At 38.4% G+C, this 16,052-nt stretch carries 14 protein-coding genes; 13 read left to right on the forward strand and 1 reads right to left on the reverse strand.

The features are described from left to right. Positions 1–237 precede the first annotated feature (237 nt). From V7K89_RS23940 to V7K89_RS24000, 13 genes are all read left to right on the forward strand, one after another. Positions 238–2,241 carry a tetratricopeptide repeat protein gene (locus V7K89_RS23940; RefSeq protein ID WP_335191597.1) on the forward strand — a complete coding sequence of 668 codons (2,004 nt, stop codon included), beginning with the start codon at positions 238–240 and terminating at the stop codon, positions 2,239–2,241. A 49-nt stretch (positions 2,242–2,290) separates the two neighbouring features. Next, complete coding sequence (locus V7K89_RS23945) at positions 2,291–4,834, forward strand: glycosyltransferase (protein ID WP_335191599.1); 2,544 nt, start codon at positions 2,291–2,293, stop codon at positions 4,832–4,834. Positions 4,835–4,836: 2 nt separating this feature from the next. After that, positions 4,837–5,865, forward strand: coding sequence for an NAD-dependent epimerase/dehydratase family protein (locus tag V7K89_RS23950; protein ID WP_335191601.1), 1,029 nt, complete (start codon positions 4,837–4,839; stop codon positions 5,863–5,865). Positions 5,866–5,875: 10 nt separating this feature from the next. After that, entirely contained in the window at positions 5,876–7,141 is a 1,266-nt protein-coding gene (locus V7K89_RS23955; RefSeq protein WP_335191603.1) for a class I SAM-dependent methyltransferase, read from the forward strand. A gap of 39 nt (positions 7,142–7,180) precedes the next feature. After that, positions 7,181–7,978: a sugar phosphate nucleotidyltransferase gene (locus V7K89_RS23960; protein WP_335191605.1), complete on the forward strand. Its 798-nt coding sequence runs from the start codon at positions 7,181–7,183 to the stop codon at positions 7,976–7,978. Continuing rightward, positions 7,975–8,628: a PIG-L deacetylase family protein gene (locus V7K89_RS23965; RefSeq protein WP_335191607.1), complete on the forward strand. Its 654-nt coding sequence runs from the start codon at positions 7,975–7,977 to the stop codon at positions 8,626–8,628. Before V7K89_RS23960 ends, V7K89_RS23965 begins: the two co-directional genes overlap by 4 nt. 39 nt (positions 8,629–8,667) lie before the next feature. Next, entirely contained in the window at positions 8,668–9,225 is a 558-nt protein-coding gene (rfbC, locus tag V7K89_RS23970) for a dTDP-4-dehydrorhamnose 3,5-epimerase (RefSeq protein ID WP_335191609.1), read from the forward strand. A 166-nt stretch (positions 9,226–9,391) separates the two neighbouring features. After that, positions 9,392–10,276 (forward strand): hypothetical protein, encoded by an 885-nt coding sequence (locus tag V7K89_RS23975; protein WP_335191611.1) that lies wholly within the window; start codon positions 9,392–9,394, stop codon positions 10,274–10,276. A gap of 40 nt (positions 10,277–10,316) precedes the next feature. Next, positions 10,317–11,234 carry an NAD-dependent epimerase/dehydratase family protein gene (locus tag V7K89_RS23980; RefSeq protein WP_335191613.1) on the forward strand — a complete coding sequence of 306 codons (918 nt, stop codon included), beginning with the start codon at positions 10,317–10,319 and terminating at the stop codon, positions 11,232–11,234. A 35-nt stretch (positions 11,235–11,269) separates the two neighbouring features. After that, positions 11,270–12,607, forward strand: a complete 1,338-nt coding sequence (locus V7K89_RS23985) for a DUF4910 domain-containing protein (RefSeq protein ID WP_335191615.1) — start codon at positions 11,270–11,272, stop codon at positions 12,605–12,607. A 427-nt stretch (positions 12,608–13,034) separates the two neighbouring features. After that, positions 13,035–13,202 carry a CopG family transcriptional regulator gene (locus tag V7K89_RS23990; protein WP_094348841.1) on the forward strand — a complete coding sequence of 56 codons (168 nt, stop codon included), beginning with the start codon at positions 13,035–13,037 and terminating at the stop codon, positions 13,200–13,202. Between the two features lie 181 nt (positions 13,203–13,383). Next, a complete protein-coding gene (locus V7K89_RS23995) occupies positions 13,384–13,527 on the forward strand; it encodes a hypothetical protein (protein WP_335191617.1) in 144 nt (47 codons plus the stop codon). Between the two features lie 121 nt (positions 13,528–13,648). Next, positions 13,649–14,092 (forward strand): hypothetical protein, encoded by a 444-nt coding sequence (locus V7K89_RS24000; RefSeq protein ID WP_335191619.1) that lies wholly within the window; start codon positions 13,649–13,651, stop codon positions 14,090–14,092. Here V7K89_RS24000 and V7K89_RS24005 read toward each other — a convergent pair. Next, positions 14,076–15,758: a mechanosensitive ion channel gene (locus V7K89_RS24005; protein ID WP_335191621.1), complete on the reverse strand. Its 1,683-nt coding sequence runs from the start codon at positions 15,756–15,758 to the stop codon at positions 14,076–14,078. The two genes, V7K89_RS24000 and V7K89_RS24005, sit on opposite strands and share 17 nt — an antisense overlap. Between the last annotated feature and the right edge of the window lie 294 nt (positions 15,759–16,052).

Below are 16,052 nucleotides of genomic sequence, written 5' to 3' on the forward strand. Positions count from 1 at the left end.
GTAATCCCAATGGTGTACGCATTGAAATTACTTAAATTGGTAATTGTTGATTACTAATTTTAGGATTATTCTATCGTCCATACTGTTGACAAAATCTCTCTTTGGATTCAGTTAATAACCTTATTTTTTATATAGGCAAAAATAGATAAAATATTTTATTATATAGTTATCACCTATCATTTTAAAGTTATAACAATCTAATACTAAAAAAAATATAGTTATAGATAATAGATAATTATGGATACTACGAATATTTCAGAATCTAAAGTTAAATCTTTTATTCAAATTGCAGTGCAAAAGCATCAGTCAGGTGACAAGGATGAAGCTGAATCACTAGATAAAACAGAAGTAGCTGAAATCCTCGAACAAGCAGTTCACCAGCAACAAGACAATCGTTTATTGGAGGCAGAACTGCTATATAGTCAAGTTTTGGAAAAACAACCTGATAACCCTGAAGCTTTATATGGTTTAGGGATGTTAGCGCAGCAGATGGGGCAACTCCAAACTGCTGAACAGTGGCTAAGTGCGGCTTCACAAGTTCAACCAGATTATGTTAAAACGTGGTTCAGTTTAGGTAATTTGCATTTAGTTCAGGAACAGTTTCCTGAAGCAGAGAAAGCTTATCGGCAAGCTCTAGTTTTATTACCTAACTCATTACCAATTTACAACAACTTGGGCTATACCCTGCAACAACAAGGATTATTTGAAGAAGCAGTTAATTATTATCAAAAAGCTCTAGATTTAAAACCAGACTTTATCGAAGCAGAGGCTAATTTGGGTAATGTGTTACACGCTCAAGGTAAGCTCTCCAACAATCAAAAAATATACTATGCACAATTAAATAATCAATTGGGTGTTGCCCGGAAAAAAGCTCTTGATTTGAAAAATGCTGTTACTTGTCACAAGCGAGCGATCGCACTACAACCAGATTTGTTAGAAGCTCATTATAACTTGGCTTTGGCGCTGCAAGAACAAGGAGAATTAGAAGAGGCGATCATATCCTACCAAAAACTTTTAGAACTTAATCCTAACGATGGAGAAGTATACTTCAATTTAGGCAAAATTTACCAACAACTCAACCAAGATCAGAAAGCAGTTTTTGCCTATCGACAAGGGTTAAAGCTAATTAATCCCTACTATGCCAAAGCATTAGCATCTGGTGAAGATGCTAAAATTCTTCAACAAGCACCAGTCACACCCTCAATTGCCCAAGGGGAGGTAATTGTAGGGCAATACAGCTTTCCAACTATTCCAACGGTAGCAAATGATATAAGCAAGCGCCCTTTCTGGAGTGTGGTGGTAACTGTATATAACCGCACAGATTATCTACTCGAATGCCTTGTCAGTGTATTGGCTCAATGGCAAGGAGAAGAAGAGATGGAAATCATCGTTATGGACGATGCTAGTACAACACCAGTATTTGAACTGGTGAATAGTATTGGACAAGGCATAATCAACTACTATCGCAACCCGCAAAATCTCGGTCTGCCAGGAAATTGGAATGCCGGAGTTGCTCTAACTCGCGGTCATTGGGTTCATTTACTGCACGACGATGATTATATTCTCCCAGGTTTTTATTCCCGTCTACAAGAAAGTCTAGAAAGGTGTTCAGATTCTATAGGAGCAGCTTTTACAGGTTATGAAAATATTAACGAAAAAGGGGAAGTAATTTTCAGCCAACAAGTCTATGGAGAGCAGCGAGGAATTGCCCAAAATTGGCTACAAATAATTGGAATTAGTAACTCATTGAATATGCCTGCGGTAGTAATTCGTCGAGAAGCGCACGAACAATTGGGCGTATATCATCCTGAACTGACCTATACAAGTGATTGGGAAGTTTATAAACGCATTGCCTCTGTTTACGATTGGTGGTATGAACCAGAAATTTTAGCTCGTTACCGCCAACATGCTAACAATGTTACCAGCGAACTGTTACTCTCTGGGAAGCAGATGATATCTATCCGTCGTGCAATTGAAATTTCAAAGAGTTATTTTCCCCCTGAATACTCGGTACAAATTACCGCCCAATCCCGGAGTCATTATTTTCTTTATTGTCTAGAATCAGCCATAATTCCCCTACAGGCTGGGAATCTGGCTGGAGTTTGGCAAGGATTAGAAGAGGCTTTAAAAATAGATCGTAGCCCGGAAGCAGTAGCAAAGTTATTCCGGTGGTTAACACAAGAAAAAGCAGCTCCTTTACGTGAAGAAATTGCCTCAAGATTTATCTCACTTCCTTTATAAAGACTTGTTTAGGAAAAGCAAAAATTTTCTAGTTTTGGACTAAAAAACTATGTCAATTAGTCAAGTTGAGCATCCTACTATAAATACTTCATCTTTTGATCCACAAAATCGACAAGATGGTATCAGCGGTCTGATGCGAATTCGTAATGAAGAGGAGTTTTTGGCACCAACAATCGAATCTTGGATTGATTATGTTGATGAATTGGTAATTGTGTTTCATCAGTGTACAGACAAAACTCCTAAAATAATAGAGGCATTTACACAAAAATATCCTCAGAAAATACGGGCTTTTCATTACTTACCTCACGTATATTCATTTGGTACAAAAGAACAAGTTGAATTGGATGTGAACAACATTCATTCTTTCGTTTTTTATTCTAATTTTGGTCTTAGCCAGACGCAGTATAAAATTTGTGTTTGTATCGACGGAGATTGCATAGGTATTCCGGAAAAATTAAAAATTATTTATAATTATTTGAAGCAAAATCATTTACAAAATACAGCCTTATTTTTTTCAGGAGTAAATTTATATCAACGTCCAGATGATCCCAACTACTACATAAATTTAAACTGCCCTGCTTCTGGTGATGGGAATGTGGCATATTGGACAGTTTCACAGCAAAATATTTTCAATAAAAATGCCAAAACTCCATTCTGTGAAGCAATTCAATTTCAAGGAATCACACCTTATTATTTAGGCTTTATTTTTTGGCACACACATTGGTTAAAAAAGAACACATTTTCGATAAATGGCGGCAGAGAATTAGATGGTGAGCTTTTAGAAAAACTGAAGGATACTAAGATAAAAAATAAAGATAAAGAATTAATTTTACTATGTCAAAAATTGAAGCAAGAAAATAAAAACTTTCAAAATATTCCTTACCAAAAGTTTCTATTGTATTTCGATTTTGCTTCTTTGCCTGATATTATAGCCCTAGAGTCAAAGCTAGTAGCAATATATAATAACTCGGGTCATACCTTGGAACAACAAGGCAAGTTTGATGAAGCAGTTACTTGTTATCAAAAAGCCTTAGAACTTCAGCCCAACTGTGCCGAAGCAGAAGTCAACTTAGGCAACGCCCTGAACGCGCAAGGTAAACTATCAAAAGCTCAACAAGCAGACTACGCAGATTTGAATCAAAAATTGGCATTTTCTTGCACAATTGCAGGGAATTTCAAGAAAGCAATTAATTATTATCGTCAAGCGATCGCTCTTAACCCAAATTCGCCAGAGACATATTATAGCTTAGGCAATACCCTGCAAGAAGAAGCTCAATGGTCAGAAGCGATCGCCTCTTATGGCCAAGCCCTAAAACTCAATCCCTTAAACTGGAAAATCTACATCCGTTTGAGTCAGGTTTACCAAGCTCAAAACAAGAGAGCAGAAGCGATTTCTGTGTATCGTCAGGCATTAACTTTACTCAATCCTCACTATGCCAAAGCTGTATCTGCTTACCAGAATGCTGCCATCACTCAAGAAATGTTCGTTACTCCTCCCATTCCTCAAGGTGAGGTTACTGTTGGCGACTATCGGTTTCCAGCGATTCCACCTGTAACAGACCCAGAGAAACCTCGACCATTTTGGACTGTAGTGATTCCGGTATATAATCGCACCGATTATCTCCTTGAATGTCTAGCTAGCGTCTTAGTGCAATGGACTGGGGCAGAGCAGATGGAAATTCTAGTAATGGATAATGCCAGTACACCACCGTTGTTTGATCTAGTAAACAGTATTGGGGCAGGAATAATCCGCTACTACCGTAATCAAGAAAATATTGGTGGAGCGAGAAATTATAATGCCGGGATTGCCCTGAGTCGCGGTCAGTGGGTGCATGTTCTTCATGATGATGACTGTGTACTTCCAGGTTTTTATGAACGCCTCCAGCAAAGTCTTGCAACTTGCCCAGATACAGTTGGGGTTGGTTGTACGGGTTTTGAATATATTAACGAAAAAGGAGAAGTGATCAACGCTGGAGAAGTAGTTTCGATGTATGGAGAATACAGGGGCATCATGACAGATTGGCTGTCCCAGATTGGTGTCTGTGGTCTAGTAACCATACCTGCAATAGTTATTCGTCGAACTGCTTACGAACAGTTAGGAGGGCATTACCCGGACTTAACTGAAATTTCTGACTGGGAAATCTTTAAACGCTATGCTGCTAGTTATGATTGGTGGTACGAACCAGGCATTTTGGCACGTTATCGCGAACATACCCAAAAACTGACGTCTACAAATTGGCTTTGTGGAAAGATGCCAAAAGCTATTCGCCGTGCGATTGAAATTTCTGATACCTATTTTCCCATTGAGCAGCGCGCAAAGATTACCGCCGAAGCTCGCAGCCAAAATTTCAACTATTGTCTGACACGGGCAGCAATTCCTCTCCAGGTGGGCAATATCGTCGGGGCTTTGTCTATACTGCAAGGGTCGCTCAAAATAGATTGCTCCCCACAAGCAGTAGCAAAGTTATTCGCTTGGTTGACTCAAGATGAAGCTGCTCCCGTAAGAGAAGAAATCATTGCTAAGTTGCTATCAGCACCTATAGACAATATTCCTACTGAATTAAAACCCCCACAAACTGCGATCGCACGCTAGATATGAAAATACTTGTAACTGGAACTGAAGGTTATATTGGCTCATTATTAGCTCCTCTGTTGATCCAACAAGGTCATGAAGTTATTGGTTTAGATACTGGCTTTTATAAAGTAGGTTGGCTATATAACGGCACCAAGGTAACTGCCAAAACCTTTAACAAAGACATCCGCCACATTACAATAGAAGACCTACAAGGTGTAGAAGCGATAGTTCACATGGCAGAACTCTCTAACGACCCCTTAGGTCAGTTAGCCCCTGATATCACCTACGATATCAACCACAAAGGCTCAGTACATTTAGCGAAGCTGGCGAAAGCAGCTGGAATCCAACGCTTTGTCTATACTTCCTCATGCAGTGTCTATGGTTTTGCCACTGAAGACTACGTTAGCGAAGAGTCTACCATCAATCCCCAAACAGCTTATGCCAAATGCAAAGCACTTGTCGAACAGGATGTGAAACTCCTTGCTGATGATAGCTTTTCTCCCACCTTTCTCCGAAATGCTACAGCCTATGGTGCTTCTCCAAGAATGCGTTTTGATATTGTCTTAAACAATTTAGCAGGTTGGGCATGGACAATTAAAGAAATCAAGATGAACAGCGACGGTACACCTTGGCGTCCCCTAGTGCATTTATTGGATATCTGCAAAGCAATTATCTGTACCTTAGAAGCTCCGCGCGATCTAATTCACAATCAAATTTTTAATGTCGGTGATACAAATAGCAACTATCAAGTCAAACAAATTGCTCAAATAGTTGCAGAAGTTTTTACGGATTGTCAATTGAGCTTTGGTAAACACGATCCTGACAACCGCAGCTATCGGGTTTTATTTGATAAAATTAACCAAAATTTACCGGGATTCAAATGTGAATGGGATGCCCAGCGCGGTGCTCAACAACTCTATAATGTCTTCCAGCAAATTGACATGGATAGAGAAACATTTGAGTTTAGAGGCTTTACTCGCCTAAAACAGTTGGAATATCTCATTCGTACTCAGCAAATCAATCGAGATTTCTTCTGGCAGACCGTTTAAAATATAAGTTATGAATTCACTACAGCCAAAGAATAATCAATTAATAACTGGTAACTGTCTATTCTGTGGGACAGGGTTACACCATACCTTCGTAGATTTAGGTATGTCTCCTCCCTGCGAAAGTTATCGCAGTCTCAAACAACTCAATGAAGTAGAGCCATTTTATCCTCTGCATGTCTATGTTTGTGAGAAGTGTTTTTTAGTTCAACTGCAAGAATACATTAGTCCAGAAAATATTTTTAGTGACTACGCTTACTTCTCTTCATACTCTGATAGCTGGTTACAACATGCCAAAAAATATGTTGATTTGGTAGTAGAACGTTTTCAATTAAACCAGGAAAGTCAAGTAATAGAAATTGCTAGTAATGATGGCTATTTGCTACAATACTTTGTTGCCAAAAGCATCCCAGCACTGGGAATAGAGCCAGCAGCAAATGTTGCTGAGGTAGCAATTCAAAAAGGTATTCCTACAGTTGTCAAATTTTTTGGTCAAGAGACAGCAAAAGAACAGGTTGCTAAGGGCAAACAGGCAGATTTATTACTCGGAAATAATGTCCTTGCTCACACACCATATCTTAATGATTTTGTCAAAGGGATGAAAATTATCCTCAAACCGCATGGTATAATTACTATGGAATTTCCCCACTTAATGCGGTTAATCGAGGAAAATCAGTTTGATACTATTTACCATGAGCATTTCTCTTATTTTTCCTTTCTGACTGTAAACAAGGTTTTTGCCGCTCACGGTTTGACAATTTTTGATGTAGAAGAATTAACTACTCATGGTGGTTCTTTGAGAATTTATGCGCGCCACAATGAAGACTCTTCTAAACCTATTAGTGACCAAGTATCAGAACTGAAAAATAGAGAAGAAGCGGCTGGTTTTACGCAATTACAATATTATTTTTCTTTTGGAGAACAAGTAAAAGAAACTAAACGCAACTTATTAGATTTTTTGATTGAAGTTAAGCGGGAGGGAAAATCGATTGTTGGTTACGGTGCTCCAGGTAAAGGAAATACTCTTTTAAACTATTGTGGTATCCGCACTGATTTTCTTGACTATACAGTAGACCGTAATCCTTATAAACAAGGTCAATTTTTACCAGGAACTCATATTCCGATTTTTCATCCAGACAAAATTGCTGAAACCAAGCCTGACTATATACTAATATTGCCCTGGAATCTGAAAAATGAAATTATGATACAAATAGCTTACATTCGGGATTGGGGAGGCCAATTTGTTGTACCAATTCCTAAAGTTAATGTCTACTCTTAAGTATTTAATATTTTTAATCGTCCAAAAGGGGTAATTGAGATGAAAGTAGTTTTATTTTGTGGTGGTTTAGGAGCTAGAATGAGAGAATACTCAGAAAGCATTCCTAAGCCAATGGTGAATATTGGTTATAGACCAATATTATGGCATGTCATGAAATACTATGCTCACTATGGACACAAAGATTTTATCTTATGTCTTGGTTACAAGTCTGACCTAATCAAAAGCTATTTTTTGAATTACAATGAATGGCTTTCAAATAACTTTACCCTTTCCAACGGTAGCCAAATTCAGTTGTTTAATCGAGATATTCAAGATTGGAATATTACATTTGTAGATACAGGTTTAACTGCCAATATTGGTCAAAGATTCAAAGCAGTAGAAAAATATTTAGAAGGAGAAGAAGTATTTTTAGCTAATTATAGTGATGGTTTGACAGACTTACATTTACCAACGTATATTAATAATTTTTATCAACGTGATAAAATTGGTAGTTTTTTGTGTGTTAGACCAAGCCAAAGTTTTCACCTAGTTGATATGAACGAGGATGGTTTGGTACAAAATATCCAAGAGGTAAAACAACGTGATATTTGGATTAATGGAGGATATTTTATTTTTAAAAAAGAAATTTTTAACTATATAAATTATGGTGAAGAACTTGTTCTTGAGCCTTTTCAAAGATTGATTACCAAAGAAGAGCTTTTTGCGTATAAATACACTGGCTTTTTCGGAGTAATGGATACGTTTAAAGAGAAACAACAGTTGGATGATATGTATGCTCAAGGTGTAAGACCTTGGGAAGTTTGGGGAGATCAACAATTAGAAGTTGACCATGTATGATCCAACTTAGGTTGAATAAGACAGAAGAATCTGAGTACAAAGTTCTTTGTCTTGGTTCTCATTGTGATGATATTGAGATTGGGTGTGGAGGCACAATCTTAAAGCTGATAGAGAATTACCAACATGTTATTATCTATTGGGTTGTCTTTAGTTCCAATGAGCAAAGAGCAGAAGAAGCAACTGCAAGTGCTAATTTCTTTTTAAAAGAAATCCCGAACAAGAAAATTATCATTAAAAATTTTCGAGATGGCTTTCTACCTTTTCAAGGGATAGAGGTGAAGGAATGCTTTGAACAGTTGAAGCAAGAATTTTCACCAGATATAATCTTTACTCATCATCGAGACGATCGCCACCAAGATCATCGCTTAATTTCTGACTTGACTTGGAATACCTTTAGAAATCATTTAATTTTGGAATATGAAATACCCAAATATGATGGTGATTTGGGTATTCCTAATTTCTTTGTCCATTTAAATGAAATACTCTGCCGTCGAAAAATTCAATATATTTTGGATGCGTTCCCTACCCAGAATAATAAGCAGTGGTTTACAGAAGAGACTTTTCGTTCAATTCTCAGAATTCGTGGGATTGAATCAAATTCACCGAGTAAATATGCAGAAGCATTTTACTGTCGAAAAATATTTTTCTAAAAAATTAGAATTTGAATTTCATCTCAGATTTGGAAATTTATGATATTCACTGAAACTAAAATAAAAGAAGCATTTATTGTTGATTTAGAACTGCACCGAGATATCCGCGGCTTTTTTGCTCGGAGTTTCTGTACTCAAGAATTTCAAGAGCGTGGCTTAAAACCTACTATTGCCCAATGCAATTTATCTTTTAACTATAAAAAAGGAACGTTGCGGGGTATGCATTATCAAATGCCTCCTTCTCAGGAAACAAAATTGGTGCGTTGCATCAAAGGAGCTATTTATGATGTAATTATCGATTTGCGTCCAGATTCTCCTAGCTATTTATCTCATATTGGTATAGAGTTAACTGCTGAAAATCGCCTTGCTCTCTATATTCCAGATAGGTGTGCTCACGGGTTTCAAACTCTCAGCGATGAGACAGAGGTGATGTATCAAATGGGTGATTTTTATGTACCAGAATATGCTAGGGGGTATCGCTATGATGACCCAGCTTTTGGTATTGAATGGCCTCTGTCTGTGACTGAAATTTCAGATAAAGATCAGGCTTGGAGTTTATTTGAATCGAAAAAAATTGAAAAGCCTACGGTGATGTAAGACTTTTAAGAGCAATTTAAAAATATATAATATAGTTACTGAGTAAATATCAGATTAGGATCGCACAGAGGCGCACAGACATAGAAAATCAGAATTTGAAAAATTAAATTTTGAGTTTCATACTTAACACTGTGTTCAAACTTTGTTACAGCAGATGAGGGACGAAGTGAATACAATTTATTTTGATTCGATTTTTAGTGATGAAGTCAGACGCAAGCATCTTTATAATGGACAAGTGTTTGTCTTTTCTCCTTGCACCAGTGCGATCGCTCTATGTGATTTTGCTCGTGGTCTGGTTGAAGAAGCGTTTGCCCCATTAGATCCCAGAGAAGCACAACATAGCCTGCCTGTAGAGAAATACGTTGAGATTTTAGCACAACTCAAGCCAGCTTTTATCCATCACCCTGAATCTAAACAACTCATTCAAGGCATCTTGAAAGAAAGTGGATGTGACTTGAACAAAACCTATTTCGATGTACCTCGCCTGAGAACAGCAACGAGCGATCGCTATTTGACTGCTGGCATTGCTTATGCTTTCCATCCTCATCGTGACACTTGGTACTCTGCTCCTCTGTGCCAGATCAACTGGTGGATTCCTGTCTACGATATTACGCCAGAGAATGCGATGGCATTCCATCCACGCTACTGGAGTCAACCAGTTAAGAATAGCTCAAGAGATTATAACTACGCTCAGTGGATTAAAGAAAGTCGCAAAAATGCGGCACAGCACATTAAAACAGATACGCGCAAGCAACCCCATGCGGAAGAAACTTTAGAAATGGAGCCGCAATTGCGGTTAATTACACAAGTCGGTGGCATGATTCTCTTTTCAGGAGCGCAGATGCACTCCACTATTCCCAACACATCAGGCTATACCCGTTTCAGTATTGACTTTAGAACTGTACATTTTGATGATGTCATAGCTCAAAAGGGTGCGCCAAATATTGATTCAGCTTGTACAGGAACTTCTTTAGGTGACTTCTTACGAGGCACTGACTTCTACCCGATTACTGACACATTGTTGTTGTCTACAACAAACAATCTCTTGTAGAATAACTTTTGTTTTTCAAACTCCAGTGTGTGAGCAATAAATGGTGAACTATGTTGAAAAATTGTCTAGACAAACAATACTGATTACAGGTGCTAGCGGATTTCTCGGATCTCATTTAGTCCGTCAGTTATGCCACAATGGTGTAGAAGTACATGCTGTTTCTCGCAGTTTTCATACTTCTGACATCAGCTGCTTGCGATGGTGGCACGGTGACATGGAAGACATTAAGTTTGTTCAAAATCTTTTCTACAGCATTAAACCTGACGTAATCTTCCATTTATCCGGTCTTGTGACAGCAGTTCCTAATCTAGAGTTTATATTGCCTACCTTTCACAGTTTACTGACTAGTACTATTAACTTATTGACGGTAGCTGCCGAAATTGGCTGTAGTCGCATTGTATTAATAGCTTCTTTAGAGGAACCAGAACAAGATCGTCCTGAAGTAGTTCCTCCTTCTCCTTACGCTATTGCTAAATTTGCTAGTAGTACTTATGGTCGGATGTTCCATCGACTCTATCAGACACCTGTTGTTCTTGTTAGACCCTTTATGACCTATGGGCCAGGACAAAATGTGTATAAGATTGTTCCTTCTGTTATTCTTTCCTTGTTGCAAGGGCAAGCTCCAAAACTTAGTAGTGGAAAGCGCCAAGTTGATTGGATTTATATCGATGACGTGATTGCAGGACTTCTCGCTGCAACACAAGTTCCTAGTGTAGAGGGTTGTACATTCGACTTAGGTTCGGGAGAACTAGTACCCATTCATGCAGTTGTGTCCCAGCTTGTTAATCTGGTCAACCCTCAAATCCAGCCACTATTTGGTGCTTTACCTGAGCGGCCGATGGAAAGAATAAGAGTAGCTGATACGGCTTATACATACGATAAACTCGGTTGGCAACCTTCAATTCCTCTAAAGAAGGGCTTAGAATTAACTGTAAATTGGTATACAAAACATCAATAAAAGATTGAATAGACTAGTTAACAAAAATTCTACTTATGGTTGCAGATATTCAGAATATTAATTTAGTTGATCTAAAAAATTCTTTTAACTTAAAGGATATAAGTCTAGAAATTTACCAATTAATTTCTGATTTATATCCCATTTGCCGTAGTATTACAGGTAATGGTTTTAGAGAAACTTTAAAAGTTCTCCAGCAGTATATTCCTTTGTCAGTTCATGAAGTGCCGACAGGAACAAAGGTATTTGATTGGACAGTTCCTAATGAATGGAATATTAAAGATGCCTATATTAAAAACTCTCAAGGTGAAAAAATTGTAGATTTTACTAATTCCAATTTGCACGTTGTTAACTATAGTATTCCCATACATCAAAAATTATCTTTTCAAGAACTTAAATCACATCTATTTACACTTGCCGATTATCCTAATTGGATTCCTTACCGAACTTCATATTACAAGGAAAGTTGGGGTTTTTGCCTCACTCACAACCAGTATTTGCAACTAGAAGATGAAGAATATGAAGTATGTATTGATTCTTCCCTAAAACCAGGCTATTTGACTTATGGTGAGTATTATATTCCAGGGGAAAGTACTGATGAAGTCTTGATTTCTTGCCATGCCTGTCATCCTTCACTATGTAATGATAATCTTTCAGGAATTGCGATCGCTACTTTTATCGCTAAATATTTAAGTCAAACTACATCAAGATATTCCTATAGATTTCTTTGGATTCCTGGAACCATTGGCTCAATTACATGGTTAGCTCGCAATGAAGCTAAAGTCAATAACATTAAACATGGCTTGGTATTAACTTGTTTAGGAGATTCAGGCAACTTTACCTACAAAAAAAGCCGTCGAGGTGACACTGAAATCGATAAAGTTGCTACTTATGTACTCAAAAACTCAAAACAAGATCACAAAATTATAGATTTCTTCCCCTATGGTTATGATGAGCGACAATATTGCTCACCTGGATTTAATTTAGCTGTAGGTTGCTTCATGCGATCGCCTCATGGTAGTTTTCCTGAATACCATACTTCAGCTGATGATTTAAATTTCGTTCAACCTCAATATCTTGCCGAGTCATTCTTTCAATGTCATTCAATATTGTATATCCTCAACAATAACGAAATCTACTACAACAAAAATCCTAAATGTGAGCCACAGTTAGGTAAAAGAGGAATATATCGGACAGTTGGTGGTAATAAAGATAGCGGGCTAAATGAAATGGCAATCTTGTGGGTTTTAAATTTATCTGACGGTCAGCATACTCTATTAGATATTGCAGAAAGGTCAGGAATGTCATTTGATATGATTAAATCTGCTGCCGATACATTATCAACACATGACTTATTAACAATTAAAACCAACTAAGTTTGGAAAATATTGGGAAAATGAAATTTGCTACGACACAAACGTAGGCAAGTCTTTCCCACCGAGTAATCTAAAATAAAATCAAGCGTTTAAAATCCCTAGAGGCGGGTTTGATGTATATAACCGCGAATTCTATTTGTTAGGGCTGTCAACTTTTTCTATATTATTATCCTCAACGCTTCTGTGAAAATACTTATTATGTATTGATATACTTAATGTTATTTTTACATTCTATTTATAATTAATGCCCGGAAAATAGCTTAACTTTATAATCTAGAATCTACTTCACCTCTTCACTATTGCTTGGAAAAATATCCTATTTAACTTCATGATTACTTGAACTAAATGTCATTACTTATACCATTGTAAGAGCAGTTTAGATGATTGATATTAGAGAAGTAGTTTAAAAACATACCTTGTCTAGTACATGAATAAAAAATGGGCCGTTAAACGACTTACAATCAACCTCACATCAGGCGAGGCACAGAAGCTTGAACAATATTGTTCAACCACTGGCAGACCAGCAACTGATGTGATTCGGGAATTAATTCGCTCTCTTTATCCTAAAGATGAAAAAGCCTCTGAAACCTCGTGAATCAGACTGCAAAAAAATCAAATAGGATAAGTACATCTTAATTTGTGAGTGAAATATGCTGCTTAACAGTTATCAGCTAATAGTGAATCCCTAGAACTAAAAGGGAATTTAAATAAGAATAGTCTCTTAGAAAGTTCAGAGCCGAGGAAATCTTCGCTCTGACTTTTACTTTGAATTGCAAATGATTGGCGACTCTGGCAAAAGTCAACAGATTTTAGAGCAAAGTTTAGCAATCGCTCGCCAAATTTCAGCCCAACCCCAGTTAAGTTCTATTCTGATCGGTCTGGGCCAAACTGCCGTTGGCAAGATCCAGAAGCCGCATTAGATTACTTTGAACAGGCTCAATTCTTAACAACTAACCCAAATATCTAATTAGCGATCGCTGTTGGGAGTGGAATGGATATATCCCGAATCTTCGCCTCCCAAAGGTGAGCAGATCAGTGTTAGTGAATGGGTTCTACCATCTCAAGATGTTTTGCAACAACTCATATCATCTAGCAATGATGGGAGATATCTCGGCGATTGAAGGAATGTTAAGAGAACTAATTGAGCAAAATAGTCAACTAGCTCCCTTCGCAGCAAAGTTAAGCAAACTCACTGCCAATTTCCAAACCGGAAAAATCCGTAAGTTACTCAAATCATTTGTCACAACTGAGTTACCATCTATGATTGTTGTTCCTATCTCGAAACCCATACAAAACTCGGAACTTGAGCTTCAGAACTTGACATTTCAAGTTCTCTACTCAAACTCCGAGTTTCTAAACTCTAACTTTCAATATCTTAAGCAAAATTGCCGATGGATTTTCTGCACTATTGATGCTTACGGCTGCACTTTTCCAGATTTACAGATGAAAATTGCGCTTTCATCAATTTTTAGTTTCTACTTTTGAAAGAGTTTAGCCATTCTTGAACTTGCTCTCGTGCAATATCGCGCCCTCCAAGACCAAAAGCTAGGGCAATAGCAACTGCGATCGCACCTAGTAAAAGTCCAAAGGCTAAATTCACAATATCACTGGCAACTCCAATCTGTTGCAGTGCCATTGCAGAAACTAAGGCAATAATTGCAATCCGCGCCACTTGTCCCAAAATTTGGGCCTGGCGTTCGCCGGAACTGGTAATGATGTTAAAAGCCAGATTTGCCAAGAATAAGCCAATGGCAAAGATCACCAATCCTGCCAAAATCCGTCCGAATACAATCACAATACCAGACACTAATGCTGTCAGGGCTGGAATATTCAAGATATTCACCGCCGCCACTGTGGCAAACAGCATAATACCTACTAAGGCAACAATGCCTACAATTTCCGATGGAGTACGGGTTGGAGTCGGCTCAACTGTTGGTTCTGCTGAAATGACGATTCGTCTGCTGGGTGTTGTCAGACCCAAAATAGTGAAAATGTTATTAAACCCTAAATTGGTGAGGATACTTGTAACCAAGTCCGCAATAAACCGCCCGACGAAATAGGCAATAATCAAAATTGCCACGGCTGTAAAGATGGCAGGTAGGGCGTTGAGAATCTGTTGCAGCATAGCGATCGCAGGCACAGATATCGCATCAATTCGCAAGGCATTCAGCGCTGCGATCGCTACAGGAATCAAAATCAAAACATAGACAATTGTGCCGATAATACTCGATAGAGGTTGCACCCCCGCAGCAGAAGATAATCCCAACCGACTACCTAAGTGGTCAAGACCAGTTGTTGCCAGCAAGTTTGTTACAATCCGCCGCACTACATTAGCGATGAACCAGCCAACTACAGCAATCAAGATCGCTGCTAAAATGTTCGGCAGAATTAGCAGAACTTCTGTAATTAAAGCTTGTACTGGTTGTAGAGCCTGCTGTAGTCCGAGAGTATCCAAAATTGGAGCGAGAAACAGTAAAAATATAAACCAATACAGAGCGTTGCCAATCGTTTCACTCAGAGACAGCTGATTGAGGCTGGGTGCTCTGTCTCTGTCTTCTGATTCAGGATTCAAACGCTCATCCAGGTTAAAAGCCTGTAATGAGCGCACAGTAATAATCCTCACAATGGTCGCCAAAAACCAGGCTGCTATCAAAATGATTCCTGCACCAACCAACTTTGGCAAAAAGCCAATAAGTTGATTGAGAAAATTATTCAGAGGTCGAGAGGCTATCTCCAGATCCAATGTTTGTAAAACAGCAACCGCCGTCAACAGGATAATGCTCCAAAAAACTAAGCCGGAGATTAATTTCTCCACTTGGGGAACATCTTGACGACCCGTTATCCCTGCGGCAATGCGGTTATCTATATTTGTGCGATTAAGGATTCCTCGCGTCACTGCTGCTGCGATCGCTGCAATCAGCCAACCTACTAGTAAGATTGCTACCGCCCCTAAAAGACGAGGCGTAAACAGAATCAACTGTTGAACAATACCTTGCACATCAGCAATTCCTTGATTCACTGCTGGTTGTATTGGTTGCAGGCTGGGCGATGATTGTGCCAAAAATTGCTGCACCCTCGTGGATAAACCAACTCCGTAGGCGTAGCCCGTCGTTGACATCACCTGGGTTATTTCTTGCCAAGTTGTGTTCATAGTTTTCGGGAATTATGCTTAAGTATTCGCCGCAAACACTGAGTCAGTGTTTTGCCTATCAATTTACCAGTAAAAACATACATATTTACTCATATTTGATTTAATATACGGGCATTGGGCATGGAGAAGAGACAAGGTAGACCAAGAAGAGGGGGGAGACTTGGGAGAGACTTGTTCAATAATTCCCCTTTGTCCTCCTTGTCCCCTTGTCTTTTCTGCTCCCCTGCTCCCTCATCTCCCACTTTGCTGAATTTTGCGTTACTCTAATTGCAGCAAGAGCATCATAGATGTGGA

The organism is Nostoc sp., from assembly GCF_036917515.1.
Lineage (GTDB): Bacteria > Cyanobacteriota > Cyanobacteriia > Cyanobacteriales > Nostocaceae > Nostoc.